The sequence below is a fragment of the Marilutibacter penaei genome, assembly GCF_014145395.1.
GTDB classification, from domain to species: Bacteria; Pseudomonadota; Gammaproteobacteria; order Xanthomonadales; family Xanthomonadaceae; genus Marilutibacter; species Marilutibacter penaei.
In genome coordinates this window covers 250,160-276,718 of the sequence record NZ_JACHTE010000001.1, presented here as the reverse complement: position 1 = coordinate 276,718, position 26,559 = coordinate 250,160, and the positions used below count along the sequence as shown (strand labels likewise).

Genomic DNA, 26,559 nt, shown 5'->3' with positions numbered 1-26,559 from the left:
GGATCGGCCCATTGATTCCAAGGGGACGGTGGATGCTGATCGGAACGTGGACTTTCACCAGAGAGGGTGTCGCGCGTTCACAGGCGCATTGTTGTGCGGTATGGACAGGGATGCTGACGTTGGTGATCGGCTTGGGGAGCATCTTCATGCCGCCTGTCGTGATGGCGGACGAAGGTGGGCAGGGGATCGAAAGCGCCTCTGCGTCGCCAGTCTTCCGCTGGCCCGGGGGCCGTCGCGCCGCGATCAGCCTCGCTTACGACGACGCGCTCGATACACAGCTCGACGTGGCGGCGCCGGCGCTGGACCGGCACGGCTTCAAGGCGAGCTTCTACCTGACGGTCGCGAATCCGGCGATGCGGGAGCGACTGGAAGAATGGCGCGCGCTGGCGGTTTCCGGCCATGAACTCGGTAACCACAGCCTGTTCCACGCCTGTTCGGGCTCCGGTTCCGGCCGTGGCTGGGTCCTGGCCCATCGTGACCTCGATCGCCAGCCGGTCGCACGCGTGCAGGACGAGGTCCGTCTGGCGAACACGGTGCTGATGGCGCTCGACGGCCGGCGCGACCGTACCTTCACCGTGCCATGCGGCGACCGCGAAGCCGCCGACGGCGACTACGTCGAAGGCCTGCGCGGCGACTTCACGGCGATCAAGGTGATGGGGGGCGGGGTCGTGGCCGACATGGCGGCCCTGGACCTGCATGCGGTGCCGGTGGCCGCGCCCGTCGGGACCAGCGGCGAGGCACTGATCGCGATCGTCGAAGAGGCGGCGGCACGGGGCACGATGGCCAACCTGACGTTCCACGGGATCGGCGGCGACCACCTGGCGGTGTCGCGCGAGGCCCATGACGCCCTGCTGGCGCACCTCGCCGCGCATCCGGACATCTACTGGGTGGAGACGTTCATCGCCATCGCCGGGCACGTGCGCGCCCAGCGCGAGGGCGTTGCGGCGACCGCGCCGTCGCCGTGAGCCTTCGCGCCGCCATCCACCTGGTCCTGCATGCCGCGGTGCCCGCCCTGCTGGCGTGGCTGTTCTGGCGCGACCGGTTCGGGCGCGCGTGGATGCTGATGCTCGCCGGATGGCTGATCGACCTCGACCACCTGCTGGCCGATCCGGTGTACGCGCCCGACCGCTGCAGCATTGGCTTCCACCCCTTGCACACCACGCCCGCCATCGCGGCGTACGGCCTGATGACGCTGCCGCGCAAGACCCGTCTGCTGGGGATAGGGCTGCTCGTGCACGTCGCGCTGGATGCGGTGGACTGCCTGTGGATGCGTTGCGCCTGAGCGGGTACGGTGACAGCAGCACGCATCGCCACTACCCTTTGCCGGGACCGCCCCTGAAATCCACCAGCACAGCGGAATCCCCCCATGTCCCTGTCGGAGTTCACCCGCTTCCTGAGCCAGTCGCCCGAGCCCGGCGTCGTCGACATCGTCGTCGACAGTACCGAGCGCGATGGCGCGGCGGTGCCCGTCCTCGTGATCGGCCTGTACCGGCCTGCGGATGGCACGTCCATCGCCGAGGCCGCGCGCATGGCCTATGACAACGGCGACGACGGTTTCTTCTACGACGAACTCGAGTTGACCGACGATTGCGAGGATGTCGAGGTCGCCGAGTTCTATCCGCGCTGGCCCCATGAGCGCGACAAGGGCGACGCCGCGCTGATGCACGCCCTGTGCGAGGCGATCCCGCGCCCGGCCGATGGAAACGTCCGGCGTACCTACCTGTTCCACCACGTCGACGACCAGCCCTATCTCAACGTGCTGACCGGCAAGCCCTTCGCGCTGCGCGGCTGATCCGCGAGGCTGGAAAAGCCGGTGCGCCGTCCCCATTCCCGGGGAATCCCACTTCCGAGCCCGTCACCATGTCCACTCTCCTGATCACCGGCGCCAACCGTGGCATCGGCCTGGCCCTGGCACGTCTCCATGCCGCGCGCGGCGATACCGTCATCGGCGCGTGCCGCGCCAGCAGCGAGGCCCTCGAGGCCACTGGCGCACGTGTCGAAACCGGCGTGGATGTCGCCGATGGGGCCAGCCTCGAAGCCCTGTCGCGCCGCCTGGGCGACATCCGCATCGATACGCTCGTCTGCAACGCCGGCGTACTGGAGCGCGAGGTGTTCGGCGAGATCGACGCCGCGGCGATCGAAGGGATGCGCCGGCAGTTCGACGTCAATGCGCTGGGTCCCTTGCGGACCGTGCAGGCGCTCTCGGGGCACCTCGGCAAAGGCGGCAAGGTCGGGATCATCACCAGCCGGATGGGCTCGATGGCGGACAACGGATCCGGCGGCTACTACGGCTACCGGGCGTCCAAGGCGGCGGTGAACGCGATCGGCCGCTCGCTCGCGCGGGACCTGCAGCCACGCGGCATCAGTGTGTTCCTGCTGCATCCGGGCTTCGTGTCCACCGACATGGTCAACAACGCCGGGGAGATCAGTGCCGATGCCTCCGCGGCGCAACTGGCGGAACGGCTCGACACGCTGGGCGAAGCCGAGAGCGGCAGCTTCTGGCATGCCAATGGCACCCCCTTGCCCTGGTGAGCCCGCAGGCCCCCAGGGCCCGGGCCCTTGATGGGATGCTCACGCGGGCTCCGGCACAGTGCCGCTGAATCCAACAGGCTGCGGGAGAACACGATGCGCGTTGCATTCCGTCAATCGATCGTCCGGGCGGTCGCCCTGGCCGCTTCGCTGGCCCTGCTGGCCGCGTGCAACAGCATGCCACCGACGCCCGAGAAGCAGGACGTGGCCTCGATGGAAATGAGCGTCGAGGGCCGCGTGACGCACGTCGACTCCTCGTCGCGCGTGATCACCGTGACCGACGAGACGGGCTACGCGATCGAGGTCGAGGCCGGCCCGGACGTGCGGAACTTCGACCAGATCCGGGTGGGCGACACGGTCGGCGTGCGCTACCTGACCGCGCTCGCGGTGGGCGTGCAGCATGCCGGCGATGCCAAGCCGGGCGTGTACGAGACCTCCGACGAAGACGTGGCGCGGGCGGGCGAACGGCCGTACCGCGGCCAGACCAAGGTGACCACCATCGTGGCCCCGATCACCGCGGTCGATGTCGCCAACCACACCATCACGGTGCAGGGACCGCAGGGCAAGGAGTGGACGTTCTACGTCGAAAAGCCCGAGAACCAGGCACGGCTCGCCACGCTGGAGCAGGGCGACATGCTGCAGGTGTCCTACATCACCGCGCTGGCGGTCGGCGTCGAACGCCGCTGACCGACTGCTTCACCTGCGCGTACGGGCCGGCTCCTGCCGGCCCGTTCCGTTTTGCACGGTCGCCGCGGCGGGCTCAAGCAGGTTGCGCGCCCACCCGCTCCCGTTCCCGGTCCATGTCGCGGACCGGACGCACTTCGATCCGGCCCGTGCGCGACCAGGGAAACTGCCCGGCGATCCTCAGGGCTTCGTCCATGTCGGCCGCTTCCACGAGGTTGAAGCCCGCGAACACCTCGCGCGTTTCCGCGAACGGCCCGTCGGTCACGCTCAGCCGTCCCTCGCGCTGGCGCAAATGGCGCGCGGTCGCGGCGGGCTCAAGTTGCTGCGAGTCGAGCAGCACGCCCTCCGCCCGGAGTGCGTCCGCCTTGTGCAGGCAGCCACGCATCATGGCGTCGTACTCGCCTTCCTCCAGTGCGTCGACGAGCGTGTCGTCGGTGTGGATCATGATCAGGAACTTCATGGAAACCCTCGTCCGTGTCGATGCCGGCAAGCGCGGTTCGTCGACAGCATAGGCCCTGCCGGTCTCACCGGGCGGGATCACGCCTGACACTGTCCCATGGCCGGGAAAAACCGTCCTCCGGCCGCCCCTTCCGCCCGACTCGCCGGCCCGCTACCGTGGGCGCGCCACGATATCCCTGCCAGGAGGCTTCGCACGCGCATGTCCGCGATCATCGACGTCAGGGCCCTGACGAAGACCTACGCCTCGGGTTTCCAGGCCCTGAAGGGCATCGACCTGCAGATCCACAAGGGCGAGGTCTTCGCCCTGCTCGGCCCGAACGGTGCCGGCAAGACGACCCTCATCAGCATCATCTGCGGCATCGTCAATCCCAGCGGGGGCACGGTGGTCGCGGATGGCCACGACGTGGTCCGCGATTACCGCGCCGCACGCCGGAGGATCGGCCTGGTGCCCCAGGAGCTGTCGACGGATGCCTTCGAGACCGTGTGGGCGACGCTGCGCTTCAGCCGGGGCCTGTTCGGCCGACCTCCCGATGACGCGCACCTCGAGAAGGTGCTGCGTTCGCTCTCGCTGTGGGACAAGAAGGATACGAAGATCAGCGCGCTGTCGGGCGGCATGAAGCGGCGCGTGCTGATCGCCAAGGCCCTCGCCCACGAACCGGAGATCCTGTTCCTGGACGAACCCACGGCCGGCGTCGACGTCGAACTTCGCCACGACATGTGGCAGCTGGTGCGCCAGCTGCGCGCGGATGGCGTGACCATCATCCTGACCACGCACTACATCGAGGAGGCCGAGGAGATGGCCGACCGCATCGGCGTGATCAACCACGGCGAGCTGGTCCTGGTCGAGGACAAGGCCACGCTGATGCGCAAGCTCGGGAGGAAACAGCTGACCCTGAGCCTGCAGGAGCCGCTCGCGACCCTGCCCGACGACTTCGCCGGCCTGCCGCTGGATCTGGCCGACGACGGGCAATCGCTGGTCTACACCTTCGACGTGCAGTCGGAGGAGACCGGCATCGGGCCGCTGCTGCGCCGGCTCAACGCACACGGCATCGACTTCCGCGACCTGCACTCCAGCGAAAGTTCGCTGGAGGAGATCTTCGTCAGCCTGGTGCGGCAGGCACGCGAACCGGCCCGCCCACGGGAGGCCGACCGATGAGCCGGGTGCCGATCAACGTGCATGCGATCAAGGCGATCTACCGCTTCGAGATGGCCCGCACCTTCCGCACGCTCGGCGAGAGCATCCTGTCGCCGGTGCTGTCGACGTCGCTGTACTTCATCGTGTTCGGCGCGGCGATCGGTTCACGCATGGGCGACATCGAAGGCGTGAGCTACGGCGCCTTCATCATCCCCGGCCTGATCATGCTGTCGCTGCTGGGCGAGAGCATTTCGAACGCGTCGTTCGGGATCTACATGCCGAAATGGGCCGGGACGATCTACGAACTGCTCTCGGCGCCGGTATCGTCGGTGGAAGTGGTGATCGGCTACGTGGGCGCGGCGGCGACCAAGTCGCTGATGCTGGGCCTGCTGATCCTGGCGACCGCGCGACTGTTCGTGCCCTATGAGATCGCGCATCCGGTCTGGATGCTGGCGTTCCTGGTGTTGACCGCGGTGAGCTTCAGCCTGTTCGGCTTCATCATCGGTCTGTGGGCCGACGACTTCCAGAAGCTGCAGGTGATCCCGTTGATGGTCGTGACGCCGCTGACCTTCCTGGGCGGTGCGTTCTATTCGATCAGCATGCTGCCGCCGCTCTGGCAGAAGATCACGCTGTTCAACCCGGTGGTGTACCTGATCAGCGGATTCCGCTGGAGCTTCTACGGGGTGGCGGACGTCAACGTGGGCGTGAGCCTGGCGGCGGTGATCGGTTTCCTGGTCGCGTGCCTCGCCGTCGTGGGCTGGATCTTCCGGACGGGGTGGCGGCTGAAGAGCTGACGCGCCTTCAGCCTTCGAATGCGGCCTCGATCTCTTCCAGCCTTCGTCCGCGCGTCTCCACGCCCGCGCGTGCCAGCATCACGCCCGACACCGCCATCGGTACCGCGACCAGCAGGGCGGACAGCGCGAACAGCCCGAAGAACCCGGCCACCCCGAGCAGCGCACCGATGATGCCGCCGGCCTTGGAGCTTGCCGCCACGATCCCGGATCCGGTGCCGCGCAGTCGCACCGGATAGATCTCCGCGGCATAGGGCACCAGCATCGCGACCACGCCGCTGAGGCTGACCAGCAGCGCGGCCGTCACCGCCGACAGCGCGGTATCCGAGCGCACGCCCAGCATGCCCATCGCGAAGAAAGCCAGCATCGACAGCGTGCTCAACGCCACGAACAGGACCAACGCACCAAGGCTCGACCAGCGGTGGTAGAGCACGATCACGACCGCGATGCCGGGCAGTGCCCACAGCGCCGAGCGCGCGATCAGCGCACTGGCCCGCGCGCCTTCCAGGCCCAGTTCGACCAGGTTGACCGGCAGGAACAGCAGGAAGCCGAAGTTCGCCACGCCCCACGCCAGCCCGCACGCGACCAGGGCACGGGTGATCGCCGCATGTGGGCCGCGAAGCAACTGCCGCCCCGTGGCCACCGGGTGCCCCTCGTCGATGACGGGCGCGCCGGGATGGCGGGCGTCATCGGGTTCGAGCCGTCGTGAGAACGCTTGCAGCACGGCCCGCGCCCGCTCCGGCAGGCCGACGCTGGAGAGGAAGCGCGGCGACTCCGGGATCCAGCGGTTCAGCAGGATCACCAGGATGCCCGTGGGCAGGCCCAGCAGCCACAGGACGCGCCAGCTCATCAGTGGCTCGAGCAGCGCCGCCGCCCCGGCGGCGACCAGGTAGCCGACCGAGGTGCCAAAGCCACCGAGCGCGACCAGCAGCCAGCCCCGGTGCGCCGCCGGGATGGTCTCCGCCATCAGGGTGAACACGATCGGCAGCATGCCGCCGGCCGAGAGCCCCATCAGGAAGCACATCGCGAGGTTCCATTCGAAGGTCGGCATCGCACCGCAGATCGCCGTCCCGATGAACATCAGTGCCGACAGCAGGATCGCCGCGCGGCGGCCCGACAGGTCGGCAATGCGCCCCCATATGATCGAGCCAAGCGTCGTGCCGGTCAGCGCGACCAGCGGCAGCAGGCCGGCGGTCTGTGTGCCGATCCCATATTCCAGGCGCATGCCGGGCAGCACGAAGCCCAGCGTCGCCGGCTTCATCACGTCCACCACCAGGGCCACCGCGAGCACCGTGACCAGGGTCCAGTGCGCGCGGTTGAGCGGCTCGCCATCGGCGACGTGGAAGTTCACCCGTCCGCCGGCATCGTGCATGGCGGCCCGCATCAGGTGCAGGCGCGGCATCAGGCCATGGGCGGCAAGGAGCAGGCCGACGGGGATCGCCGCCATCCCCAGCCACATCTCCATGGACATCGGCATGCCCACCATCTGCCAGTGGGTGTGACGCCCCATCATGAACATCGGGCCGTGCGCCAGCACGCCGGCCACGATCAATGCGCAGCCGGCCCAGAAGGCGATCGGGTGGTGGAACGCAACGCCTTCGCGTCGCATGGGCGCGGCCCGGGCGGGGGCTCAGGTCTCGTCGTTGCCGGCCGCCGGGGTCAGGTACCAGGCTTCGACGGTCCCCTTCGACTTCATCGTCATCGGCTGCCCGCGGCGGTCCAGCGCCTTGCCGACCGACATCCGCACCCAGCCCTCGCTGATGCAGTATTCCTCGACGTTGTGCCGCTCGATGCCATTGAAGCGGATGCCGATGCCACGCTCCAGCAGGGCTTCGTCGTAGAACGTGCTGCGCGGGTCATTGGACAGGCGGTCGGGCGGGGTGTCGGACATGGTGCGGCCTGGCGGCGGTCATGGAGCGGGCGCACAGCATACCGCGCCCGGGATGCGCACCGTGCTACCAGCTGTCCTCGAGCATGCGTGGCCGGCAGGCCATCAGGCCACCGATGGCGAGCACGAACAGGCACCCGGCCAGGAAGGCGAAGGGCAGGACCCAGGCCCCCGTGGCGTCGTGCAGCCAGCCGAACACCAGCGGGCCGGCGCAGCTGAGCGTGTAGCCGACGCCCTGGGTGAAGCCCGACAGCGCCGCCGAGCCCCCCGACGTCCGGCTCCGCAGGTTGATCAGGACCAGCGACAGCGGGAAGGTGCCGGGGCCAAGGCCCAGCAGGGCCACCCACAGCAGGGGCGCGGCCATCGGCGCCCACAGGAGGCCGGCGAAACTGGCGACGAAACAGGCCAGGCAGGCGGCCACGACCGGCCAGGGGTTGCGCATGCGCACCGCCAGCAGCGGCATGACCAGGCCGGTCAGCAGGCCGAGGGTCGAGAACAGCGCGACCATGCTGCCCCCGAATGCGGGACGGGCGCCGGCCGAAGCAAACAGGGCGGGCAGCCAGGTGAACATCGAGTAGGTCACCAGCGAGGTCATGCCGAACATCAGCGCCAGCCCCCACGCCACCGGCGATCGCCAGGCGCGGCCGCTGGGGTCGGGGTGGGCGAGTTCGGGCGCGGCGTCCGCTGCGGTCTCGGCTCCCTCCCGCACCCCGGCCAGGGCGCGGGCCGACGGCGGACAGGCGTCGGGCGCGACCCGTGCTTGCCGATCCAGCCACAACACCCCGAGCCAGGGCAGCGTGGCGGCCACGGCCACGAGGCTCCATGCCGCCAGCGACAGCCGCCAGCCCACCGCGTCCGCCAGCGGAACCGCGGCGAGGGCCGGCAGGATGGTGCCGAGCTGGAGCAGGGTGATGTAGCCCGTACTGACCTGGCCGACGCGGTCACCGAAATAGCGCTTCACCAGCGGGGGCAGCACCACGTTGCCGATGCCCATGCCCGACAGCGCCAGCGCCGAGGCAGCGAGCAGCGTGCCCGTGCCGGGGGCGAGACCGCGTCCGAGCAGTCCGCCGGCGGCCAGCACCATCGACAACAGGGCGGTGCGCTCAAGCCCGAGGCGATGCGCGATCGAGGGCGTGGCGACACCGAACGCCGCGAAGGCCGCGGTGGGCACCATGCCGAACACGCCCATGGTCGCCGTGCCGAAGCCCAGCGCGTCGCCGATGCGGTCGAGCAGGGGCGTCAGCGAGGTGACCGCGGTGCGGAGGTTGAAGGCCGCCAGCAGGATGCCGGCCAGGACCACCAGGCGCCCGCGCCAGGCGAGCGGCGGAGCCGGGGTGGGAGCGGGGGCGGACGTGGGGTTCACGGCGCCCAGTGTGGCGCCTGCGCCGGGAGACGGACAGCCACCGGGCACGGACACGGCGTTCCGGCCGGATCCGGCAAGGAACGGGTCGCGGTATCAGCCCTTGGCGGGCGGACGGCCCCGCCGGCGGGGACCGCTCGCAGCGCTGCCGTCCCGTGGCTCCGGGAGGCCGACCTTCTTGAGGACCTGGGTGGTCCCGAGGCGTTCGATGTGCCCCCCGGCACCCTCGAAGCGGGCGATGTCGGCGGAAATCCGCGCACTTTCCAGGCGCTTGTGGAGGCTCACGTCGCCGCCTACCGGCTCGCCTGATGGCTTCTCGGACCCTTTGCTGCGCGGCATCGACCGTCCTCCCGTGGCGCTACCACCGGCACGGCGGCCGGCACCGCTCCACCTTGCGCCGCCGGTTGTCGTCGCGGTGTGCACGCGCCCGGTTCAGGGGTGTTCGCCCCGGCCCTGCGCCTTCGCAATGCGGATCACCGCCTTGAGCTGCTCCCGGTCGTGATGGCGCGAGACCGGCATGGCGCCCAGCCGCAGCGCCTGTTCACGCAGGTCGGCGGGGACGTCGTAGTGGGCGCCGCTCGTCTTGTCCTGGAACGCGTGCCGCGGGATCCCCAGCTTCGCCGCGAAGTCATGCAGTTCGTCCAGGGTGTCGGCCATCAGGTGGGCCCAGCGGCGACCGCGCCAGAGGTTCACCGCATCGTCGACGTAGACGGTCATGGGCAGCCCCCGCGGACGGGGGGCTGGATGAATGGCCAGGAGGCGCGGGAGCTGGAAGTGATTGTATCCATGCGCGGAAGGCACTACTGTAGCGGCGCTGCGTTCGTCAAGGGTCACTCTGAATCGTGACCCCGGTGTCGTCGATCCCCTGATCCACCCATCGAGTTTCCGCCTCGTCTGCTCCTTGCAACCAGCGTTACCGCCGCCTCGTGCGGCATCCATTATTGAAAGACTCCAAGGAGCAACACCATGTCCGATCGCGAAACCGGCACCGTCAAGTGGTTCAACGACGCCAAGGGCTTCGGCTTCATCAGCCGTGACAACGGGGAGGACGTGTTCGTCCACTTCCGTTCCATCCAGGGTTCGGGCTTCAAGAGCCTGCAGGAAGGCCAGAAGGTCAGCTTCACCGTCGTGCAGGGCCAGAAGGGCCTGCAGGCGGACGCCGTCGAGGCGCTCTGAGCCCAAATCCTTGCGCCCCCGGGCGCATGCGATCCGAAGCCCGGCGAAAGCCGGGCTTCTTCGTTGTGGGGCTCAGCGCAGCTGCAGTTCCAGTCGTACCTGGCCGTCTTGCGGCACGCCGCGCTGGTCGACGGCGAAGAACAGGCGCGAGGGTTCCAGCGTACCCGGGGCGAGCAGGGCGTCCTGGATCGCCATCGCCCGGTCGCGCCCAAGCGCGGCGAGGGCCGCGTCGTCCACGGCATAGCGGGGCAGCAGCTGGCCTTCGAGCCAGGCGACATCGGCCACCCGGCGCGCCTCCCGCCGTTCCGACCATGAGAGCCCGTCCAGTGCCGCGCGATCGACCTCGGGTGGGGACGGTTTCTCGCCGTTCCGCTCGCGGTACAGGGTTTCCAGGACGTCCAGCCGTTCCTTGCTGTCCATCGCGGCGTAGCGTTCGGCGGCCTCGCCGGGCGCCTGTCCGGCCGCCGCCATGGCCGCGTGGAACGCAGCGAGCTGCATCGCCTGGGCATCCAGCGCATCGCCGGGTCCGGTCGGGATGTCGAGGTGCAGGCCGGGCCGCTCGCCCAGGCCCTGGGCCAGCGCCGCCAGTGCCTCGCCCGAACCGGCGGGCAGCGCCGCGCTGCCGGGTGCGAAGTCGATGTGGCGGGCCTCCTCGGCGCCGTCGAACAGCGAGCCGAGGAAGCGGAACGGCGCCGTCGCGACCTTGGTGATCACGTTGACGATCGCGTCCCAGACCAGCGGGCCCAGGCGGAACTCCGGATCGTCGATGCTGCCGCCGACGGGCAGGTCGATCTCGATCACGCCATCGGCGTCCTTCAGCAGGGACGTGCCCAGCCTGACCGGCAGCGAGACCTTGTCCTTGCTGCCGGTCGCCTCGCCCCACTCGAGCTGGTCGACGACCACGTGGTGGTCGGCCTGCAACTGGCGGTCCTCGATCCGGTAGTGCAGCTCGGTACTCAGCTTGCCCTTGGCGATCGAATAGCCCGCCCAGCGCCCGGAGTAGGGGTTGAAGATCGGCAGCTCGATGTTGCTGAAGGCCATGGCCACGTCGGTGTGGCGGTCCCAGGCCCCGATGCGGGTCTCGCCCCGGATGCGTACCGGCGAGTAGCGGTTGACCACCTGGCCCTGCAGGTCGATCCGTGCCCGGCGACCGCGTCGTGTCTCCAGGCCGGTGACGGTGCCGCGCAGGGCCCCGACCTCGGCGTGGAACTCGGGGTCGATCGAGCGATCGGAGAAGTCCAGCGTGCCGCCGTCCAGGCGCAGCGCGTCGATGCGGACCGGCATCATCGACGCCATGCCGGCGCGCAGCTGCTGGCCGGCGTTCTCCCCGCCCAGCAGGCGGACCAGGTTGATGCTGCGATCCGGGGCGATGGCCACGCGGGCGAAGGGCGCCTGCACGCGCGCATTGCGTACCGACAGCGAATCCGGCGCGTAGGTGAAGTCGACGCCTTCGACCTCGAGTTGCCGCCACGACAGGAACGGCCGGCGGTTGGCCGCTTCGACCAGCTCAAGGCCCTGGACCGTCGCGTCGCCGCTGAAGCGCAGGCGTGGTTCGCCACTCCCGCCGGGGCGCAGGGCGACGGTGCCGCGGGCACTGGCCGAGCCGGACCCGATGCCGACGGTATGCACCTGCGGGATGTACCCACGCACGTCGTCCAGCGGGATGGTGCCGACGTCGACCTCAAGGTCGGTACGGAACGCGTGCAGGACCACGTCGCCGCGGGCGCTCAGCGGCGCGGCCCCGTTGAGGGTCGCGGTGACGTCGATCGAAATCGGCTGCGACAGGTCCAGCGAGACCGGCGTGGCGGCCAGCGACGTCGATGCCAGCCGGAATGTCGCATGGGGCGTGACCATCCGGTCCTCGAAGTCGATCGTCCCCTCGCTCACTTCGATGCGGCCGACGTCGATGGACCAGTGGTGGCGTCCGGGGTCGGCGATCATCGCCGCCCGCTTCGACGAGCTTGGCGTGGGTGGGTGCTCGAACAGCCGCACCACATTCAGGTGGCCATCGGGCTCGCGCCAGAACGTGCCCTGCAGGCCGCGTGCCTCGACACGTGCGACCGTGATCGTGCGCTCTGGAAAGGCCAGCCGGGTGCCGTACAGGGTGGCGGCCGGTACGGTCACCCAGTCGGACTCGACGTCGCGGGCCCGGATGCCCAGGGCGTCGACCCCCAGTTCGGGGATGTCCGCCTCGAGGCGGATGCCTTCGCCCCTCGTCGCCCCGAACCGCCAGTGGCCGGCCAGCCGGGCCTGGCCGCCGGTCAGGGTCATCGGCAGGTAATCGCTGAGGAAGGCATAGACGCTGGTGGCCTGCAGCGCTTCGACCTCGATGCCGCCCTCGGCCTGGAGGGGCCGCAGCGACAGGCGGCCGTCCAGGCGCAGGGTCTCGCCCGCCTCGCTGGCAGTCGACAGGCGGAAGCCGCCGCCTTCGGGCGAGGTATGGAAGTCCTTCAGGACGAAGTCGATCGGCGTCAGCGAGGTGGTCGGCTCCAGCGAACGGGAGTGGTCTGCCACTTCGATGCGCCCGCCCGATACGACCAGCGATTGCAACCAGGCCGCCGGTACCTTGAGCTCATGCTCGCCGGGCGGCAGCAGTTCCGCCAGGTTGAGCGAGCCGTCCTCGCGGACGATCGCCTGGACGAACGGCGCTTCGATCCGGACGTCGCGCAGGTTCCACCGGCGTTGCCACAGCGACGCCAGCTGCAGGTCCGCGGCCACGTGGCCGGCTGCGACCATGGGGGCGGACGGGTCGTCACCGATCGCGAGGTCGCGAAGTTCGATCGTCAGGAGGAAGGGGTTGACCTTGATCTCGCCCAGCGCGAGCGTCTTGCCGAGTGCCTGGTCGACGTAGGACGTCGCCTGCGAGCGGATCACCTTGGGCGCGAGCCAGAACCCGCCCAGCGCGTACAGGCCGACCGCGAGCAGGACGAGCAGCGGACTCCATACCAGCGGTTTGCGTAGCAGCCCCATCGCCAGCCCCTGCGACATGCCGTTGTCCGTCGGGGCCCGCTTGATCGCGCCGCCTCCTGCCCCCACGTCGTCCATTAAGTTGCCACGCCATGGCCGCTGCTGCCTTCACGGGACCTTGATATGACCGACACCCCGCGTATCCGCATCGATTTCGTCTCCGACGTGGCCTGTCCGTGGTGCGCGGTCGGTCTGGGCGCGCTGGAGCGCGCCATCGAGCGGGTCGGCGACGAGGCCGAGGTCGAGCTGCATTTCCAGCCCTTCGAACTGAATCCGCAGATGCCGCCCGAGGGCGAGGACGCGGACAGCCACCTGGCCGCGAAGTACGGCCTGTCGCCCGCGCAGCTGGAACAGAACCGGCAGGTGCTGCGTGAGCGGGGCGAGGCGGTCGGGTTCCGCTTCGGTACGCGCAGCCGCATCGTCAACACCTTCGACGCACACCGCCTGCTGCACTGGGCCGGCGAGCAGTCGCCGGGGGGGCAGCGGGCGCTGAAGCACGCGCTGCTGCAGGCCTACCAGGGCGACGGCCTGGACGTCTCGAAGCCGGAGGTGCTGCTCGGTGCGGTAGCGGCGGCCGGCCTCGACGTGGCGGCCGCGCGCGCGGTGCTGGACACGGGCGCGCATGCCGAAGCCGTCCGCGAGCGCCAGGCCCATTACGCGTCGCGCGGGATCCGGGCGGTGCCGTCGGTGATCTTCGAGGATCGCCACCTGGTGCAGGGCGGCCAGCCGGTGGAGGTCTTCGAGCAGGCGCTGCGGCAGATCGCGAAGGCCAGGCGCACCGCCTGAAGGCCAGGCTCAGACCCGCGCGATGCGGACGATCCGGTCCACCCAGACATCGTAGGTCCCGGCGGTTTCCGGCGCTTCGAGCGCCGGGTCCTCGATCCGCACGATGGCATTCATGCCTTCGTTGCCGTGGCCGTCCTCGAACACCTGCATCGTCGGCCGCGCCGCGACCGTGCCGCGCACCATGCCGCCGTCGTCCAGCGTCAGCTCGACATGGGCATCGTTGGGCAGTCGGGCGATCAGCGCCTCCAGGCGGACGATCTCCGCGCGGTCGGTATGGATGCGCTCTGCGAGCTTGCTCATGGCGAACTCCACGGGGGGTGCTCCGGAAGGGAGACTAGCGCCGCACGTGCAAGGTCGCGGTGAAGGCGTGGCGGTGCCGTTGCCCGTTCAGGCACCAGGTGCCCGGGCGCTTCAGTCGAGCAGCGGTGCCAGCACCGGCCAGACGTGGTCTCGAAGGGCCGGCTGTGCCGCGGCGACCGGGTGCAGGTTGTCGGCTTGGAAGGCGTCGCGGTCGGTGGCGATCGGCTCAAGCAGGAAGGGGACGAAGGCCAGCCCGTGTTCGTCCGCCAGCGCGGCGTAGTTGCCGGCGAAGCCCTCGGTGTAGGTGCGGCCGAGGTTCGGGGGCATGCGCATCCCCACCAGCAGGACCTTGGCGCCTGCCGCCTGTGCGGCGACGATCATGCGTTCCAGGTTCGCGCGGCTTTGCGCCAGGGGCAGGCCGCGCAATCCGTCGTTGGCGCCCAGTTCGATTACCAGGACCGACGGCGCGTGGCGTGCCAGCGCAGCCTCGATGCGCGACGCCCCGCCGGCCGTGGTCTCGCCGCTGATGCTGGCATTCACCACCGACCAGCCGGGATGCGTCCGCGCGATGCGCGCCGCGGTCAGCGCCACCCAGCCCTGCGATTCCGCCAGGCCGTACGCAGCCGAGAGCGAATCGCCCATCACCAGCACCGTCGGGCGGTTGGCAGCCTGCGCCAGCACGGGCAGGCACAGGCACGCGAGCAGCAGGGCGCCGCGTGCCCAACCGATGGCCCATTGAACCCGATGGCCGATTGCCGCATATCGTGTCGATACGTCCGGGTTGTCGTCGCGATGCATCGGCGCCTCCATCCAGTCTCTGCTGATCATGGGAATCATCATGGCCGACGCCACCGCACCGCAAGCTGAAACCCCCGTCCTCGCCGTCGATGCGCTGGGCAAGCACGTCACCCTGCCCGATGGCGAGCTGACCATCCTCGAGGACGTCGGCTTCATCGTCGCGCCGGGGGAGACGGTGGCCATCGTCGGTGCCTCGGGGTCCGGAAAGAGCACGCTGCTCTCGCTGATGGCGGGCCTCGACGTACCGAGTCGCGGCGTCGTGCGCCTCGATGGCACCGAGCTGTCGGCACTGGACGAGGACGGGCGCGCGCGGGTCCGCGGCGAGAAGGTGGGCTTCGTGTTCCAGAGCTTCCAGCTGCTGCCATCGCTGACGGCGCTGGAAAACGTGATGCTGCCGCTGGAACTGCGCGGCGACCGCGACGTCGAAGGCCCGGCGCGCGCGATCCTCGAGCGGGTCGGCCTGGGCCAGCGGCTCGGCCACTATCCGCGGCAACTGTCGGGGGGCGAGCAGCAGCGCGTCGCGTTGGCGCGCGCCTTCGTAACCCGGCCGTCGCTGCTGTTCGCGGACGAGCCGACCGGCAATCTCGATACCCACACCGGCCAGGCGGTGATCGACCTGCTGTTCGAGCTCAACGCCGGCGCCGGCACCACCCTGGTGCTGGTGACCCACGACGACCATCTCGCCGATCGCTGCGGCCGGCGGCTGCGCATGGACAGCGGGCGCCTGGTGGCCGACGACCGGCGCCTCGCCGCATGAGGGTGGCGGGCCTGGCCTGGCGCCAGCTGCGGCGCGACCTGCGCGCCGGCGACGTCCGCATCCTGTTCGCCGCGCTGGTACTGGCGGTGCTGGCGGTCACTTCGGTCGGCTTCGTCACCGACCGCGCCGAGCGCGCCTTGTCGATCGAGGCCAACCGCCTGCTCGGCGGCGACGCGCTGGTGCGCGCCGATGCGCCGATCGGGGGCGTGGTGCGCGAGGCGGCGGGAGCGGATGGATTGCGGCGGACCGAGATGCTGGAGTTCGACAGCATGGTCACCGTCGGCGAGGGCGACGCCATGCGCCTGCAACTCAGCGAATTGCACGTGCTGGGCGACGGCTATCCGCTGCGCGGCAGCTTCACCCTGCGCGGCGCGGACGGTGTCGATCGCACGGTCACCGAGGGCCCGGCGGCGGGCACGGCGTGGCTGAGTCGCGCCGGCGCGGATCGCCTGGGCGTCCAGCCGGGCGTCGAGCTGGGCATCGGAGACCTCCGGCTGCGGCTGGCGGGGCTGGTGATCCAGGAGCCGGATGCCTCGATCGACTACTTCAACATCTCCCCCAAGGTCTACCTCAACATGGCCGACCTCGACGCGACCGGCCTGGTGCAGGAGGGCAGTCGCATCGGCTACCGCCTGGCGGTGGCCGGCGACGCGGCGGCGGTCGAGCGCTTCATCGACACGGTCAAGCCGGCACTGGGCCGCGGCCAGCGCCTGCAGACCATCCAGGATGCGCGGCCTGAGGTGCGCTCGTCGCTCGACCGCGCGGGGCGCTTCCTCGGCCTGGCTGCGCTGGTGTCGGTGGTGCTCGCCGCGGTGGCGGTCGCGATGGCCGCGCGCCGGCATAGCGAGCGCCACCTGTCCGGCAGCGCGGTGATGCGTTGCCTCGGCGCGCAGCAACGCACCCTGGTGGCGGTCCACGTCGGCGAGCTGCTGATGCTGGGGCTTGCAGCCTGCACGCTGGGGGTGGCGGTGGCGTTCCTGCTTCAGTGGGGCATCGGCGCCTGGCTGGCACAGCGGCTGGAGATCGACATCCCGCCCGCGACGGTGTGGCCGGCGCTGCGCGGCTATGGGGTCGGGCTGGTGGTGCTGCTGGCCTTCGGTGCGCCGCCGGTGCTGGCCCTGCGGCGGGTGTCTGCATTGCGCGTGTTGCGCCGCGACCTGGATCGCGTCGCGCCTGCGGCCTGGCTGGTCGCGGCCTCGGCACTCGGTGGACTGGCCGCCCTGCTGTGGTGGCAGGCGGGCTCGGCCACCCTGGCTTCGGCGATGCTCGGCGGCCTGCTGGGAACGTTCGCCGTGCTGGCCGTGCTGGCGTGGGGGCTGATCGTGCTCGTGCGTCGCCTGCGGGGACGCCTGCGTGGCAGCCTGCGCTACGGCCTGGCCAACGTGAGCCGACATGCCGGAACCAGCATCGCCCAGGTGAGCGCGCTCGGGCTCGGCCTGATGGCCCTGCTGTTGCTGACCTTCGTCCGCACCGACCTGCTCGACCGCTGGCGCCTGGCGCTGGAGGCCGAAGCGCCCAACCGCTTCATCATCAACGTGCAGCAGGACCAGCTCGACGGCGTACGCGCGTTCATCGAATCCCGCGGTGTCGATGCGCCGACGCTGTTCCCGATGGTGCAGGCCCGTCTGGTCTCGCACAACGGCGAGGCCGTGACCGGCAAGGACTACGCGGAACAGGGCGGCCGCGCCGAACGGATGGCCGAGCGGACCTTCAACCTGTCGGTGGCCGACACGCTTCGCGACGACAACAAGGTCACCGGCGGGACGTTCTGGAGCGGGCCGGTGGCCGATCCTGAAGTCTCGGTGGAGGAGGATTTCGCCCGCGATCTGGGCTGGTCGATCGGCGACCGGATCGGTTTCGACATCGCCGGGCAGCCGTTCGAAGCCCGCATTACCAGCCTGCGCAGTGTCGACTGGGAGAGCTTCCGGCCCAACTTCTTCGTCGTCGCCTCACCCGGGGCGCTCGACGGTTACCCCGCCAGCCACATCACCGCCGTGAACGTGGCTCCCGGCGATGCGCGTTTCACCGCCGAACTGGTGCAGGCGTATCCCAACCTGTCGGTGGTCGATGTCGATGCGGTGCTCGACCAGGTGCGCGGCACGGCCGACCAGGTGTCGACGGTGGTGCAGGTGGTGTTCTGGTTCGCGTTGGCAGCCGGCATCCTGGTCCTCATGGCGGCGGTCAGTGCCAGCCAGGATGAGCGCCTGCAGGAGGGCGCGGTGATGCGCGCGCTGGGCGGCAGTCGGCGCCAGCTCCGCCTGGCGCAGGCGTCGGAGTTCGCGGCGATCGGCCTGCTGTCCGGCACGGTGGCGGCGCTGGCCGCGTCGGTGTTAGCGGGGGTGGTCGCGGTGCAGGTGTTCGACCTGCCCTGGCAGCCGGACTGGAGCATGGCCGCGACGGGTGCGGCGATTGGCCTGGCAGCCGCGGTTTTGGCCGGGCTGTTCGCCACCCGTCGGGTCCTGGACGCCCCGCCCTCGGTGACCCTGCGCGAACTCGACAACTGAGTACGGCACGGGTGGGGCAGGGCGCCGTCTAGAATGGCGGCGTTCTCCCCCCGGATCCTCCCCTGATGCGCAGCGACGCGTCCGACGACGCCCTCACGACCCTTCTGCTGCCCTTCGAACAGGGCCTGCTTGACTGGCCCGCCGACGGCGGCGTGCTGTTCCTCCGCGCCCGGGACGGCTATGCCCTGCATGCGCGCCCGCGCCCGGGACTGATTTGCGAGCAGGGCTTCCGGCCCGAGGCCGAGCGGCTGGAGCGCTCCGGCCTGGTCGTGCGGCAGCCGCCGGAGGACGAGCCGGCGCGGTGGCCGCTGGTGATGCTGCTGCCGCCGCGCCAGCGCGACGAATCGCGTGCGTTGCTGGCGCGCGCGGTCGCGTCCTGCGCGCCGGGCGGACGCGTGCTGGCCTGCGTCCCGAACAACGAAGGCGCGAAATCGGCGGAGGATGACCTGCGCCGCCTCGCCGGACCGGGGCGCGCGCTGAGCAAGCACAAGTGCCGCGCCTTCTGGACCGCGCCGCTCGACGCCCCGCCGGACCCGGCGCTGCTGGCGCAATGGCGCGGCCTCGATGCCGTGCGCCCGGTCGATGGTGGCCGCCGCCTCAGCCGCCCCGGCGTGTTCGCGTGGGACCGGATCGACGCCGCTTCGGCCCTGCTGATCGAACACCTGCCCACGAGCCTCGCGGGCCGCGTCGCCGACCTCGGCGCGGGCGTCGGGGTGCTCGCGCAGGCCGTGCTCGAACGCTGCCCGGGTGTCACCGCGCTCGATCTCTATGAAGCCGAATCACGTGCGCTCGAACTCGCCCGGCGCAACCTCGCCGACGCCCGCGTGCCGGTGGCCTTCCACTGGCACGACGTGACTGCCGGCATCGATGCACGCTTCGACGCGATCGTCATGAACCCGCCCTTCCACGCGCAGGGCCGAGGCGACCGCCCCGACATCGGCCGCCGTTTCATCGAAGTCGCCGCGAGTGCCTTGCGCCCCGGCGGGCGCCTGTGGATGGTCGCCAACCGCCACCTGCCCTACGAGGACGCCCTGGCCGGTGCCTTCGCCGGCGTGCAGGTCCATGCGCAGCGCGACGGCTTCAAGATCGTCGAAGCCACGCGGGCCACCGGACGGCCTCGATGAAGCTCGTACGCCTGATCGCCAACCTCGGTTACGGCAGCCGCAAGCAGGTGGCGCTGATGTTCCGCGAGGGCCGCGTCACCGATCCGGCAGGCGACGTGCTGTACGCCGACGACAAGGTGGAGCACGCCGGCATCCGCATCGATGGCGAGCCACTGGACCCCCCGGCGGGCCTGGTGATCGCCCTGCACAAGCCGGTCGGCTACACCTGCTCCACCCGCGACCCCGGCCGCATCATCTACGACCTGCTGCCGCCGCGCTTTCGCCACCGGTCGCCACTGATGTCGCCGGTGGGGCGCCTCGACCGCGACACGACTGGCCTGCTGCTGATGACCGATGACGGCGCGCTGCTGCACCGGATCATCGCGCCGAAGTCCAACCTGTCGAAGGTCTACGAGGCCAGCCTCACGCAGGACCTGCGCGGCGACGAAGCGGCCCTGTTCGCCAGCGGCACGTTGATGCTGGAGTCCGAGAAGACCCCGCTCGCGCCCGCCGTGCTGGAAGTGCTGGATCCGCGCCATGCGCGACTCACGCTGACCGAAGGCCGTTACCACCAGGTCCGGCGGATGTTCGCCGCCACCGGCAACCACGTCGAAGCCCTGCATCGCAGCCGGATCGGCGGGCTGGGGCTGGATGGCCTGGCGGCGGGCGAGTGGCGCTCTCTCGACGCCGCCGACCTGGGGATCCTGTTCGGCGAGGGCGGATCGGCCTGACGCCGGCGTCCGGACAGGCCCGTCGGCTCAGTCGCCCATCAGGCGATGCCAGCCGTCGAGCCCCAGGCGTTCCAGCGTCGCGATGTTGCGCTCGACGATCACGTCGGGGTCCGGATAGGCGGCCACCGCGCGGTCGATGCTGGCCTCGCGCAGCAGGTGCAGGGTCGGATACGGCGCACGGTTGGTGAAGTTGCCGATGTCGTCAGGTTCCGTGCCGGCGAACTGGTAGTCCGGATGGAAACTGGCGATCTGGATGACGCCGTCGAGGCCAAGTGCCGTCAAGCGCGCTTCGGCGACGTCGAGGAAGTCATTGAAGTCGAGAAAGTCGCCGAGCACCCCGGGATGGACCAGCAGGGTCGTGTCGAGCTCGTCCGGATCCGTCCCGTGCAGGCGCCGGAGTTCCGCATCAAGCGTTTCCAGCAGCGCATCGGGCGTCGTCGCCTCGCTGAGCACGAAGCGCACCTGCTGTTTCACATGCACCGCCTTGGCGAACGGGCACAGGTTCAGCCCGATAACCGCGCGTTCCAGCCAGCGGCGGGTGGTTTCGATGGGGTCCATGTTCACTGAATCGTTCGATCTTTCAGTCGGAGCTTGATTCAAGCGCAGGCAATCTGTCCGGTGTGGGGGTGGGCCTGGCTGAGCAGGACGATTTACACGCCATCGGGCACGTGGGGTGAGTCGAGGGCCCGGGTGGGGAGTGCCATGCAGGACACGCCGTGAACCCCCGCTTCGCGGGTCCGGCCCTCCAGCATAGCCTCCGGGCGTTCCGCTGCGCGCGAAGCGGTGCTTCGCAAGCGCGCAGCTTCACCCATGGGGCTCGGATGCGGCATCCATGCCGCATACGGTCCTGCAAACCCCTCCCCACCCGGACCTTCCGGACGACGCACGAAGCGTCGGTTCCGGCGTCAATCTCAGTCCCGGAAATTCTCGAACTGCAGCGGAAGCTCGAAGTCGCTGCCCTTCAGCAGCGCGATCGCCGCCTGCAGGTCGTCGCGCTTCTTCCCGTTGACCCGCAGCTTGTCGCCATTGATCTGCGAATCGACCTTCAGCTTGGCCTCCTTCAGCGCGGACTGGATCTTCTTCGCCAGCTCACGCTCGATGCCTTGTTTCACCGTCACCTTCTGGCGGGCCCCGGCCAGGTTGGTCTCGATGTCGCCGTGCTCCAGGCAGCGCGCGTCGATGCCCCGCGCGATCAGGCGCGCATTGAGGATGTCGGCCATCTGCTTCAACTGGAAATCGCTCGGCGCCGACTGGGTGATCACACCGTCGTCCAGCGCGAACTTCACATCCACGCCCTTGAAATCGAAACGGTTGCCCAGCTCCCGGTTGGCCTGGTCGACGGCGTTGGTGAGTTCGTGGGTATCCACTTCCGACACGATGTCGAAGGACGGCATGGCGCGCTCCTGGGCAGCTCCGGGGGCGGCAAGCGTACCGCAAGCGGCCGACACACCGTGCAAACCCCCGGGGCCGTAGACTGGGATGCTCACACCCGCGCGAGATGGCCCGATGCACAAGACCCCCGCCTATGCCGCCCCGAATGCCACTTCGCCGCTGGCGCCGTTCACCGTCGAGCGCCGCGATCCGGGGCCGCATGAAGTCCTGATCGACATCCTGTACTGCGGCGTCTGCCACTCCGACATCCACCAGGCCCGCGATGAATGGGGTGGCTCGATCTTCCCGATGGTGCCGGGCCACGAGATTGTCGGCCGCGTGGCCCAGGTGGGCAGCGAGGTGACCCGTCACAAGGTCGGTGATGCCGTCGGCGTCGGCTGCTTCGTCGATTCCTGCCGGACCTGCACCCAGTGCGAGGCGGGCGAGGAGCAGTTCTGCCAGCACGGCATGAGTGCGACCTACAACGGCTATGAGCGCGATGCGATGCATCGCTTCGACCGTACCCGGCCCACCTACGGCGGCTACTCCACCCGCATCACCGTCGACGAAGCCTATGTCCTGCGCATCCCGGACGGGATGCCGCTGGACCGCGCCGCGCCCCTGCTGTGCGCGGGCATCACCACGTACTCGCCGCTCAGGCACCACGGCGTCAAGCCGGGAGACCGGGTCGCGGTGGTCGGCCTGGGTGGCCTGGGTCACATGGCGGTGAAGATCGCGGCCGCGATGGGTGCCGAGGTGACGGTGCTGAGCACCTCGGAGTCCAAGCGCGCGGATGCCAAGGGCCTGGGGGCGCATGACTTTGCCGCCACCGGGGACGGCAGCGTGTTCAAGGAGCGGGCACGCAGCTTCGACCTGATCATCGACTCGGTCTCGGCCGAGCACGACTACAACGCCTACCTGGGCCTGCTCAAGGTGGGAGGCACCATGGTCCTGCTCGGCATCCCGGAGGTTCCGGCGCCGGTCGCGGCCGGGGTGCTGATCACCGGTCGCCGTAACCTGACCGGCTCGATGATCGGCGGGATCGCGGAAACGCAGGAAATGCTCGATTTCTGCGCCGCGCACGACATCGCTGCGGACATCGAGCTGATCGACATCGATGCGATCAACGACGCCTACGAACGCATGCTCAAGGGCGATGTCCGCTACCGCTTCGTGATCGACACCGCCAGCCTCGGCCAGGCGGACTGAGCCGCGATTGGACGCCGCGTCCGCCAACCTTCGCGCCGGCTGGATCATGCTCGGCGCGGTGGCGTCGTTCGCGGTGATGGATGCGGGGCTCAAGCAGCTATCCGTGCAGTATCCCGCCTTCCAGGTCGCCAGCCTGCGCGGTGCCGCGTCGCTGCCGCTCGTGTTCGCATGGGCGCTGTGGTCGGGTGGCTGGGCGTCGCTGCGCATCCGGCGATGGTCGCTCCATCTGCTGCGCGGGGTTATCGGCGTCGGCATGATGGCCAGCTTCGTTTACGCCCTCCGGACCCTGCCGCTGTCGACGGCGTATTCGATCTTCTTCATCGCCCCCCTGGCGATCACGGCCCTCTCGGTGCCCCTGCTGGGTGAAAAGGTGGGGCCGCGCCGCTGGACCGCCATCGGCATCGGACTGGTCGGCGTGCTGGTGTTGCTGCGCCCGCGTGGCGAGGGGTTCATCAGCGTCGCCGCGCTGGCGGTGCTGGCCGCCGCCCTGGGCTATGCCCTGAGCGCGATTACCGTGCGGGTGCTCGCACGCACCGACAGTATCCAGTCGATCATGTTCTGGCTGCTGGTGATGATTGCCGGTGGTGCGGGCGTGCTGGCATGGCCGGACTGGGTGCCGATCCGGGCCGCCGACGGCGGCGTGATCGCCCTTGTCGGCGTGGCGGGTGCGCTGGGCCAGTACGCGATCACGGAGGCCTTCCGGATCGGAGAGGCGTCCTCGATCGCGCCGCTGGAATACACGGCGCTGGTCTGGGGCGTGCTGCTGGACATCGCGTTGTGGGGCGTGCTCCCCGATACCGTGACCTGGCTGGGCGCGGCGATCATCGTCTGCAGCGGCCTGTACCTGCTGCGCCGCGAGCGCCTTCACTCTGCGGCGGAGCCTCCCTGAGGCCTTGCCGCAGCCGGGGTGCGACGCCCGGCTGCTGAAGCGCAGGGTCGACGCGGCGCAGGGATCGCGGCGCTGGCATCCAGGGCGCCACGCCCTCCAGGGCCCTGCACGAAGACGCCCCGCACGGGGCGGGGCGTCCGGATGGCGTAGACGGGATCGCGGCGGTCAGAAGCGGGCGCCCAGTCCGACGCCGACGATCACCGGGTTCACCTTGGCCTCGCCGACCGTCTGGCCATCGAGGTACAGGTCCGAATCGCCGCCGAGGTAGCGGACATCGGCGCGTGCGAACCAGCTCGGCGACAGTTTCACGTCGACGCCTGCGGTGGCCATCGCGCCCTTGGCGGTCTCCACGCCCAGGCGCTGCCCGGCGAGGTCGCCGGTGGAGGTCACGGTCTCGTCGTTGAAGTTCTGTTCGTAGTAACCCAGTCCCAGGAACGGACGCACCAGCGCGTCGGCGTCGCGGAAGTGATATTGGCCGCTGATCGCATAGGGCTGCGAATCGACGCTGCCGGCCTTGCCGCCGGCACCGTTGACACGGTGGCCGAACGTGCTGGCCGCGCCCCAGGCCTCCACGGCCATATGGTCGTTGAGGTACCAGCTCGCGCTGAGCGTGGCGGCGTCGCTGCCATCGAGATCGTAGCGATCGGTATCGCCCATCCAGGTGTTCTCGGTGGGCTCGGCCAGTCCGATCCCGCCGACTACGGCGAATCGCTTTCCGGTCGAGGTCTCGGTGCTGAACGCGTCCTGCGCGAAAGCGGTGGGGGCGAACGCCAGGCCGGCGATCAGGGCGAGGGGGAGGGCATTGAGTCGCATCGAAGGCTCCTTTGAGCTCTGGTGGCTCGTGGTTTTGTTGGAGGTGCCCCGCCACGTGGGGGAGGTCGGTCGACGGGGCGGGGCTCACGCTAGTCGCGTCCCCATGAACAGGCGCCGGCCCGCGAATGAAGCCGTCCTGAACTTTTCACAGCCGGTACAGGCAGCCGGCACTGCATGCACGGCACCCGTTGTCCCCCGGACAGCCGCGCCATGCGCCGGCGAAGGTTTCAGCTGATACGTAGGTCGCGGTTGGCGCTTGCGCGGGGAGTCGCCACAATAGGCAATTCCATTACGGTTACGGCGAGCCCCCACATGGCTGACTTGAAGGAAGCACGCGTCCCCGACATCGGCGATTACGACGGCGTGCCGGTGATTGAACTGCTGGTCGCGGTCGGCGACACGGTCAGCCAGGACCAGGGCCTGGTCACGCTGGAGTCCGACAAGGCGACGATGGAAGTGCCGGCGCCGTTTGCCGGCGTCGTGCGCGAACTCAAGGTCAAGATCGGTGACGAGCTCAAAGAAGGCAGCGTGGTCGCGATGATCGAGCCGACCGGGGGCGGCGCGGCCGAAGCGCCTGCGGCTCCCAAGGCCGAATCGGCCCCGGCCCCCGCGCCTGCCCCGGCACCTGCGCCTGCAGCCGAAGCCGCGAAGCCCGCCCCGGCGCCCGCCCCGGTCGCCACGGCAGGCGAGCCCAAGTCGCCGCCGGTGGCTTTCAATGCCGACGAGCTGATGCCCGACAAGGTGCCGTATGCCAGCCCCGCCGTGCGCCTGTTCGCGCGCGAGCTCGGCGTCGATCTGTCGCAGGTCGCCGGCAGCGAGCGCGGTGGCCGCATCAGCCGCGAAGACGTGCAGAAATTCGTCAAGGGCGTGCTGGCGGGCGGCGCGCCGGTCGCCGCCGCGGGCGGCGGTGGCGCGGGCCTCAACCTGCTGCCGTGGCCCAAGGTCGATTTCGCCAAGTTCGGCGAGATCGAGACGAAGCCGCTGTCGCGCATCAAGAAGATCTCCGGTGCCAACCTCGCGCGCAACTGGGCGATGATCCCGCACGTGACGCAGCACGAGGACGCGGACATCACCGACCTCGAGGACCTGCGCGTCACCCTCAACAAGGAGAACGAGCGGGCGAAGAACGGCGTCAAGCTGACCATGCTCGCCTTCCTGATGAAGGCGTCGGTCGCGGCCCTGCAGAAGTACCCGGAGTTCAACGCCTCGCTGGATGCCAGCGGCGAGAACCTGGTGCTGAAGAAGTACTACCACGTCGGTTTCGCCGCCGACACGCCGAACGGCCTGGTGGTGCCGGTGATCCGCGACTGCGACCAGAAGGGCGTCATGCAGATCGCGAAGGAGATGGGTGAGCTCGCGGGCAAGGCGCGCGACGGCAAGCTGGGTCCGGCGGACATGAGCGGCGGCTGTTTCTCGATCAGCTCGCTGGGTGGCATCGGCGGCACTGCGTTCACGCCGATCGTCAATGCGCCTGAAGTCGCGATCCTCGGCGTGTCCAAGTCGTCGATCAAGCCGGTCTGGGACGGCAAGGCCTTCCAGCCGCGCCTGGTCCTGCCGCTGTCGCTGAGCTACGACCACCGGGTGATCGATGGTGCATCCGCCGCACGCTTCGCCGCCTACCTTGCGACGTTGCTGGGTGATCTGCGCCGGGGCCTGTTGTGAGGGCTGTGCATGTCGCCCTGCTGCTTGCGGCAGGGCTCATGGTGCCAGGCGCCGCGAGGGCGGCCGAGGACTGCGAGGCAAGCTTCGGCCACGGTTGGCCACCGGCGACGGAAAACTACGGCAATGCCGTGGAGTCGCTGTTGGCGGGTCCCGTTCCGCCACGCCTGCAGTTGACCCGTTTGCCGACCCGCGGCACCGAGAGTTCGGTCGCGCTGGTGCAGGGGCCCGCGGGCTGGCGCCTGCGCGTCGCCGAGGCCGACGAGCGCGTCATGGACTGGAACGGGACCGGTGACGGCGTGCAGCGCCAGTTGCGCATCGACCAGGTGCCCGACGTGGAGGAGGTGCCGGTGCCGGACGTGGTCGTGGAGCGGCTGGTCGCGGGTTGGCAGCGCCTGTTCGCCACGCTCCCGGCCGACCACGCGGCGCCGTTCAGCCGGGATGAGCAGTGGACGGTCGTGATCGATGGCATGCGTGTGTCCGGGGTCCTGCCGGATTGCGATGCAGGCGATGCGCTCGAGGAGCAGGTGGACCTGCTGGTCGAAGCCGTCGGCGAAAGCGCGTCCAAGCGCGAGCGGCGCTGGCAGGAGGTGCTGGCCCTGCTGGACGAGATGGACGGCGCCCGCCTGGTCGCGGGTGGAGCCGACTGA

The 26,559-nt window shown here is 69.8% G+C and carries 29 protein-coding genes; 17 read left to right on the top strand and 12 right to left on the bottom strand.

Going from position 1 to position 26,559, the window contains the following annotated elements; translation table 11 throughout:
* Positions 1–146: 146 nt before the first annotated feature.
* The 5 genes from H4F99_RS01195 to H4F99_RS01175 all read left to right on the top strand — a co-directional run bounded on the left by H4F99_RS01195 (position 147) and on the right by H4F99_RS01175 (position 3,216).
* Complete coding sequence (locus H4F99_RS01195; RefSeq protein WP_182667882.1) at positions 147–965, top strand: polysaccharide deacetylase family protein; 819 nt, start codon at positions 147–149, stop codon at positions 963–965.
* A complete protein-coding gene (locus H4F99_RS01190; protein WP_182667881.1) occupies positions 962–1,282 on the top strand; it encodes a DUF6122 family protein in 321 nt (106 codons plus the stop codon). The genes H4F99_RS01195 and H4F99_RS01190 overlap by 4 nt, the downstream gene beginning before the upstream one ends.
* An 84-nt stretch (positions 1,283–1,366) precedes the next feature.
* A complete protein-coding gene (locus H4F99_RS01185; protein WP_182667880.1) occupies positions 1,367–1,792 on the top strand; it encodes a hypothetical protein in 426 nt (141 codons plus the stop codon).
* Between the two features lie 68 nt (positions 1,793–1,860).
* On the top strand, positions 1,861–2,532 hold the full coding sequence (locus tag H4F99_RS01180) for an SDR family oxidoreductase (protein ID WP_182667879.1): 672 nt from the start codon (positions 1,861–1,863) through the stop codon (positions 2,530–2,532).
* A 93-nt stretch (positions 2,533–2,625) separates the two neighbouring features.
* Entirely contained in the window at positions 2,626–3,216 is a 591-nt protein-coding gene (locus H4F99_RS01175) for a hypothetical protein (RefSeq protein ID WP_182667878.1), read from the top strand.
* Positions 3,217–3,289: 73 nt separating this feature from the next.
* On the opposite strand, the gene H4F99_RS01170 is transcribed toward H4F99_RS01175, so the two are convergent.
* The gene (locus H4F99_RS01170; RefSeq protein ID WP_182667877.1) at positions 3,290–3,673 is read right to left on the bottom strand and encodes a YciI family protein; all 384 of its coding nucleotides are present in this window, start codon (positions 3,671–3,673) and stop codon (positions 3,290–3,292) included.
* 198 nt (positions 3,674–3,871) lie between these two features.
* Here H4F99_RS01170 and H4F99_RS01165 point away from each other — a divergent pair, with 198 nt between their 5' ends.
* Positions 3,872–4,828, top strand: coding sequence for an ABC transporter ATP-binding protein (locus tag H4F99_RS01165; RefSeq protein ID WP_182667876.1), 957 nt, complete (start codon positions 3,872–3,874; stop codon positions 4,826–4,828).
* 11 nt (positions 4,829–4,839) lie between these two features.
* Positions 4,840–5,601 (top strand): ABC transporter permease, encoded by a 762-nt coding sequence (locus H4F99_RS01160; protein WP_182668122.1) that lies wholly within the window; start codon positions 4,840–4,842, stop codon positions 5,599–5,601.
* A 7-nt stretch (positions 5,602–5,608) separates the two neighbouring features.
* On the opposite strand, the gene H4F99_RS01155 is transcribed toward H4F99_RS01160, so the two are convergent.
* The 5 genes from H4F99_RS01155 to H4F99_RS01135 all read right to left on the bottom strand — a co-directional run bounded on the left by H4F99_RS01155 (position 5,609) and on the right by H4F99_RS01135 (position 9,563).
* Entirely contained in the window at positions 5,609–7,207 is a 1,599-nt protein-coding gene (locus tag H4F99_RS01155; RefSeq protein WP_182667875.1) for an MFS transporter, read from the bottom strand.
* A 21-nt stretch (positions 7,208–7,228) separates the two neighbouring features.
* Positions 7,229–7,489 (bottom strand): DUF3297 family protein, encoded by a 261-nt coding sequence (locus H4F99_RS01150; protein WP_182667874.1) that lies wholly within the window; start codon positions 7,487–7,489, stop codon positions 7,229–7,231.
* A 64-nt stretch (positions 7,490–7,553) separates the two neighbouring features.
* Positions 7,554–8,786, bottom strand: coding sequence for an MFS transporter (locus H4F99_RS01145; protein WP_182668121.1), 1,233 nt, complete (start codon positions 8,784–8,786; stop codon positions 7,554–7,556).
* A gap of 156 nt (positions 8,787–8,942) precedes the next feature.
* Positions 8,943–9,185: a hypothetical protein gene (locus H4F99_RS01140; RefSeq protein ID WP_182667873.1), complete on the bottom strand. Its 243-nt coding sequence runs from the start codon at positions 9,183–9,185 to the stop codon at positions 8,943–8,945.
* Positions 9,186–9,278: 93 nt separating this feature from the next.
* Entirely contained in the window at positions 9,279–9,563 is a 285-nt protein-coding gene (locus H4F99_RS01135; protein WP_182667872.1) for a DUF4031 domain-containing protein, read from the bottom strand.
* Between the two features lie 249 nt (positions 9,564–9,812).
* Between H4F99_RS01135 and H4F99_RS01130 the strand changes: the two genes are divergently transcribed.
* A complete protein-coding gene (locus tag H4F99_RS01130) occupies positions 9,813–10,022 on the top strand; it encodes a cold-shock protein (RefSeq protein WP_182667871.1) in 210 nt (69 codons plus the stop codon).
* A 72-nt stretch (positions 10,023–10,094) separates the two neighbouring features.
* Here H4F99_RS01130 and H4F99_RS01125 read toward each other — a convergent pair whose 3' ends face one another.
* On the bottom strand, positions 10,095–13,010 hold the full coding sequence (locus tag H4F99_RS01125; RefSeq protein WP_182667870.1) for a DUF748 domain-containing protein: 2,916 nt from the start codon (positions 13,008–13,010) through the stop codon (positions 10,095–10,097).
* Between the two features lie 102 nt (positions 13,011–13,112).
* Between H4F99_RS01125 and H4F99_RS01120 the strand changes: the two genes are divergently transcribed.
* The gene (locus H4F99_RS01120; RefSeq protein ID WP_182667869.1) at positions 13,113–13,775 is read left to right on the top strand and encodes a DsbA family oxidoreductase; all 663 of its coding nucleotides are present in this window, start codon (positions 13,113–13,115) and stop codon (positions 13,773–13,775) included.
* 9 nt (positions 13,776–13,784) lie between these two features.
* On the opposite strand, the gene H4F99_RS01115 is transcribed toward H4F99_RS01120, so the two are convergent.
* Both H4F99_RS01115 and H4F99_RS01110 read right to left on the bottom strand, forming a co-directional pair.
* Positions 13,785–14,075, bottom strand: a complete 291-nt coding sequence (locus H4F99_RS01115) for a DUF3247 family protein (RefSeq protein ID WP_182667868.1) — start codon at positions 14,073–14,075, stop codon at positions 13,785–13,787.
* Positions 14,076–14,186: 111 nt separating this feature from the next.
* Positions 14,187–14,903 (bottom strand): arylesterase, encoded by a 717-nt coding sequence (locus H4F99_RS01110; protein WP_246371179.1) that lies wholly within the window; start codon positions 14,901–14,903, stop codon positions 14,187–14,189.
* A 10-nt stretch (positions 14,904–14,913) separates the two neighbouring features.
* On the opposite strand from H4F99_RS01110, the gene H4F99_RS01105 reads away from it, so the two are divergent.
* The 4 genes from H4F99_RS01105 (at position 14,914) to H4F99_RS01090 (ending at position 19,968) form a co-directional block, all read left to right on the top strand.
* Complete coding sequence (locus H4F99_RS01105; RefSeq protein ID WP_182667867.1) at positions 14,914–15,630, top strand: ABC transporter ATP-binding protein; 717 nt, start codon at positions 14,914–14,916, stop codon at positions 15,628–15,630.
* Entirely contained in the window at positions 15,627–18,134 is a 2,508-nt protein-coding gene (locus tag H4F99_RS01100; RefSeq protein WP_182667866.1) for an ABC transporter permease, read from the top strand. The genes H4F99_RS01105 and H4F99_RS01100 overlap by 4 nt, the downstream gene beginning before the upstream one ends.
* Positions 18,135–18,199: 65 nt before the next feature.
* Entirely contained in the window at positions 18,200–19,258 is a 1,059-nt protein-coding gene (locus H4F99_RS01095) for a class I SAM-dependent methyltransferase (protein WP_182667865.1), read from the top strand.
* Positions 19,255–19,968, top strand: a complete 714-nt coding sequence (locus tag H4F99_RS01090; protein ID WP_182667864.1) for a pseudouridine synthase — start codon at positions 19,255–19,257, stop codon at positions 19,966–19,968. The genes H4F99_RS01095 and H4F99_RS01090 overlap by 4 nt, the downstream gene beginning before the upstream one ends.
* A gap of 27 nt (positions 19,969–19,995) precedes the next feature.
* Here H4F99_RS01090 and H4F99_RS01085 read toward each other — a convergent pair whose 3' ends face one another.
* Positions 19,996–20,526 (bottom strand): DUF1415 domain-containing protein, encoded by a 531-nt coding sequence (locus H4F99_RS01085; RefSeq protein WP_182667863.1) that lies wholly within the window; start codon positions 20,524–20,526, stop codon positions 19,996–19,998.
* Between the two features lie 353 nt (positions 20,527–20,879).
* The gene (locus H4F99_RS01080) at positions 20,880–21,362 is read right to left on the bottom strand and encodes a YajQ family cyclic di-GMP-binding protein (protein WP_182667862.1); all 483 of its coding nucleotides are present in this window, start codon (positions 21,360–21,362) and stop codon (positions 20,880–20,882) included.
* A 112-nt stretch (positions 21,363–21,474) separates the two neighbouring features.
* Here H4F99_RS01080 and H4F99_RS01075 point away from each other — a divergent pair, with 112 nt between their 5' ends.
* Both H4F99_RS01075 and H4F99_RS01070 read left to right on the top strand, forming a co-directional pair.
* Positions 21,475–22,548 (top strand): NAD(P)-dependent alcohol dehydrogenase, encoded by a 1,074-nt coding sequence (locus H4F99_RS01075; RefSeq protein ID WP_182667861.1) that lies wholly within the window; start codon positions 21,475–21,477, stop codon positions 22,546–22,548.
* Positions 22,549–22,555: 7 nt separating this feature from the next.
* A complete protein-coding gene (locus tag H4F99_RS01070) occupies positions 22,556–23,437 on the top strand; it encodes a DMT family transporter (RefSeq protein WP_425487977.1) in 882 nt (293 codons plus the stop codon).
* 165 nt (positions 23,438–23,602) lie between these two features.
* On the opposite strand, the gene H4F99_RS01065 is transcribed toward H4F99_RS01070, so the two are convergent.
* On the bottom strand, positions 23,603–24,250 hold the full coding sequence (locus H4F99_RS01065; RefSeq protein WP_182667860.1) for an OmpW/AlkL family protein: 648 nt from the start codon (positions 24,248–24,250) through the stop codon (positions 23,603–23,605).
* A 312-nt stretch (positions 24,251–24,562) separates the two neighbouring features.
* On the opposite strand from H4F99_RS01065, the gene aceF reads away from it, so the two are divergent.
* Positions 24,563–25,912: a dihydrolipoyllysine-residue acetyltransferase gene (gene aceF, locus H4F99_RS01060; RefSeq protein ID WP_246371178.1), complete on the top strand. Its 1,350-nt coding sequence runs from the start codon at positions 24,563–24,565 to the stop codon at positions 25,910–25,912.
* Positions 25,913–25,950: 38 nt separating this feature from the next.
* The gene (locus H4F99_RS01055) at positions 25,951–26,559 is read left to right on the top strand and encodes a hypothetical protein (protein WP_182667858.1); all 609 of its coding nucleotides are present in this window, start codon (positions 25,951–25,953) and stop codon (positions 26,557–26,559) included.

Bases quoted from the DNA above. Each gene is read 5' to 3' on its own strand.
- H4F99_RS01075 (WP_182667861.1), top strand. From the start codon at position 21,475: ATGCACAAGACCCCCGCCTATGCCGCCCCGAATGCCACTTCGCCGCTG.
- H4F99_RS01175 (WP_182667878.1), top strand. From the start codon at position 2,626: ATGCGCGTTGCATTCCGTCAATCGATCGTCCGGGCGGTCGCCCTGGCC.
- H4F99_RS01150 (WP_182667874.1), bottom strand. From the start codon at position 7,489: ATGTCCGACACCCCGCCCGACCGCCTGTCCAATGACCCGCGCAGCACG.
- aceF (WP_246371178.1), top strand. From the start codon at position 24,563: ATGGCTGACTTGAAGGAAGCACGCGTCCCCGACATCGGCGATTACGAC.
- H4F99_RS01085 (WP_182667863.1), bottom strand. From the start codon at position 20,526: ATGGACCCCATCGAAACCACCCGCCGCTGGCTGGAACGCGCGGTTATC.
- H4F99_RS01165 (WP_182667876.1), top strand. From the start codon at position 3,872: ATGTCCGCGATCATCGACGTCAGGGCCCTGACGAAGACCTACGCCTCG.
- H4F99_RS01080 (WP_182667862.1), bottom strand. From the start codon at position 21,362: ATGCCGTCCTTCGACATCGTGTCGGAAGTGGATACCCACGAACTCACC.
- H4F99_RS01120 (WP_182667869.1), top strand. From the start codon at position 13,113: ATGACCGACACCCCGCGTATCCGCATCGATTTCGTCTCCGACGTGGCC.
- H4F99_RS01105 (WP_182667867.1), top strand. From the start codon at position 14,914: ATGGCCGACGCCACCGCACCGCAAGCTGAAACCCCCGTCCTCGCCGTC.
- H4F99_RS01095 (WP_182667865.1), top strand. From the start codon at position 18,200: ATGCGCAGCGACGCGTCCGACGACGCCCTCACGACCCTTCTGCTGCCC.
- H4F99_RS01065 (WP_182667860.1), bottom strand. From the start codon at position 24,250: ATGCGACTCAATGCCCTCCCCCTCGCCCTGATCGCCGGCCTGGCGTTC.
- H4F99_RS01110 (WP_246371179.1), bottom strand. From the start codon at position 14,903: ATGATCAGCAGAGACTGGATGGAGGCGCCGATGCATCGCGACGACAAC.
- H4F99_RS01155 (WP_182667875.1), bottom strand. From the start codon at position 7,207: ATGCGACGCGAAGGCGTTGCGTTCCACCACCCGATCGCCTTCTGGGCC.
- H4F99_RS01140 (WP_182667873.1), bottom strand. From the start codon at position 9,185: ATGCCGCGCAGCAAAGGGTCCGAGAAGCCATCAGGCGAGCCGGTAGGC.
- H4F99_RS01115 (WP_182667868.1), bottom strand. From the start codon at position 14,075: ATGAGCAAGCTCGCAGAGCGCATCCATACCGACCGCGCGGAGATCGTC.
- H4F99_RS01100 (WP_182667866.1), top strand. From the start codon at position 15,627: ATGAGGGTGGCGGGCCTGGCCTGGCGCCAGCTGCGGCGCGACCTGCGC.
- H4F99_RS01090 (WP_182667864.1), top strand. From the start codon at position 19,255: ATGAAGCTCGTACGCCTGATCGCCAACCTCGGTTACGGCAGCCGCAAG.
- H4F99_RS01130 (WP_182667871.1), top strand. From the start codon at position 9,813: ATGTCCGATCGCGAAACCGGCACCGTCAAGTGGTTCAACGACGCCAAG.
- H4F99_RS01125 (WP_182667870.1), bottom strand. From the start codon at position 13,010: ATGTCGCAGGGGCTGGCGATGGGGCTGCTACGCAAACCGCTGGTATGG.
- H4F99_RS01055 (WP_182667858.1), top strand. From the start codon at position 25,951: ATGGTGCCAGGCGCCGCGAGGGCGGCCGAGGACTGCGAGGCAAGCTTC.
- H4F99_RS01170 (WP_182667877.1), bottom strand. From the start codon at position 3,673: ATGAAGTTCCTGATCATGATCCACACCGACGACACGCTCGTCGACGCA.
- H4F99_RS01135 (WP_182667872.1), bottom strand. From the start codon at position 9,563: ATGACCGTCTACGTCGACGATGCGGTGAACCTCTGGCGCGGTCGCCGC.
- H4F99_RS01180 (WP_182667879.1), top strand. From the start codon at position 1,861: ATGTCCACTCTCCTGATCACCGGCGCCAACCGTGGCATCGGCCTGGCC.
- H4F99_RS01185 (WP_182667880.1), top strand. From the start codon at position 1,367: ATGTCCCTGTCGGAGTTCACCCGCTTCCTGAGCCAGTCGCCCGAGCCC.
- H4F99_RS01195 (WP_182667882.1), top strand. From the start codon at position 147: ATGCCGCCTGTCGTGATGGCGGACGAAGGTGGGCAGGGGATCGAAAGC.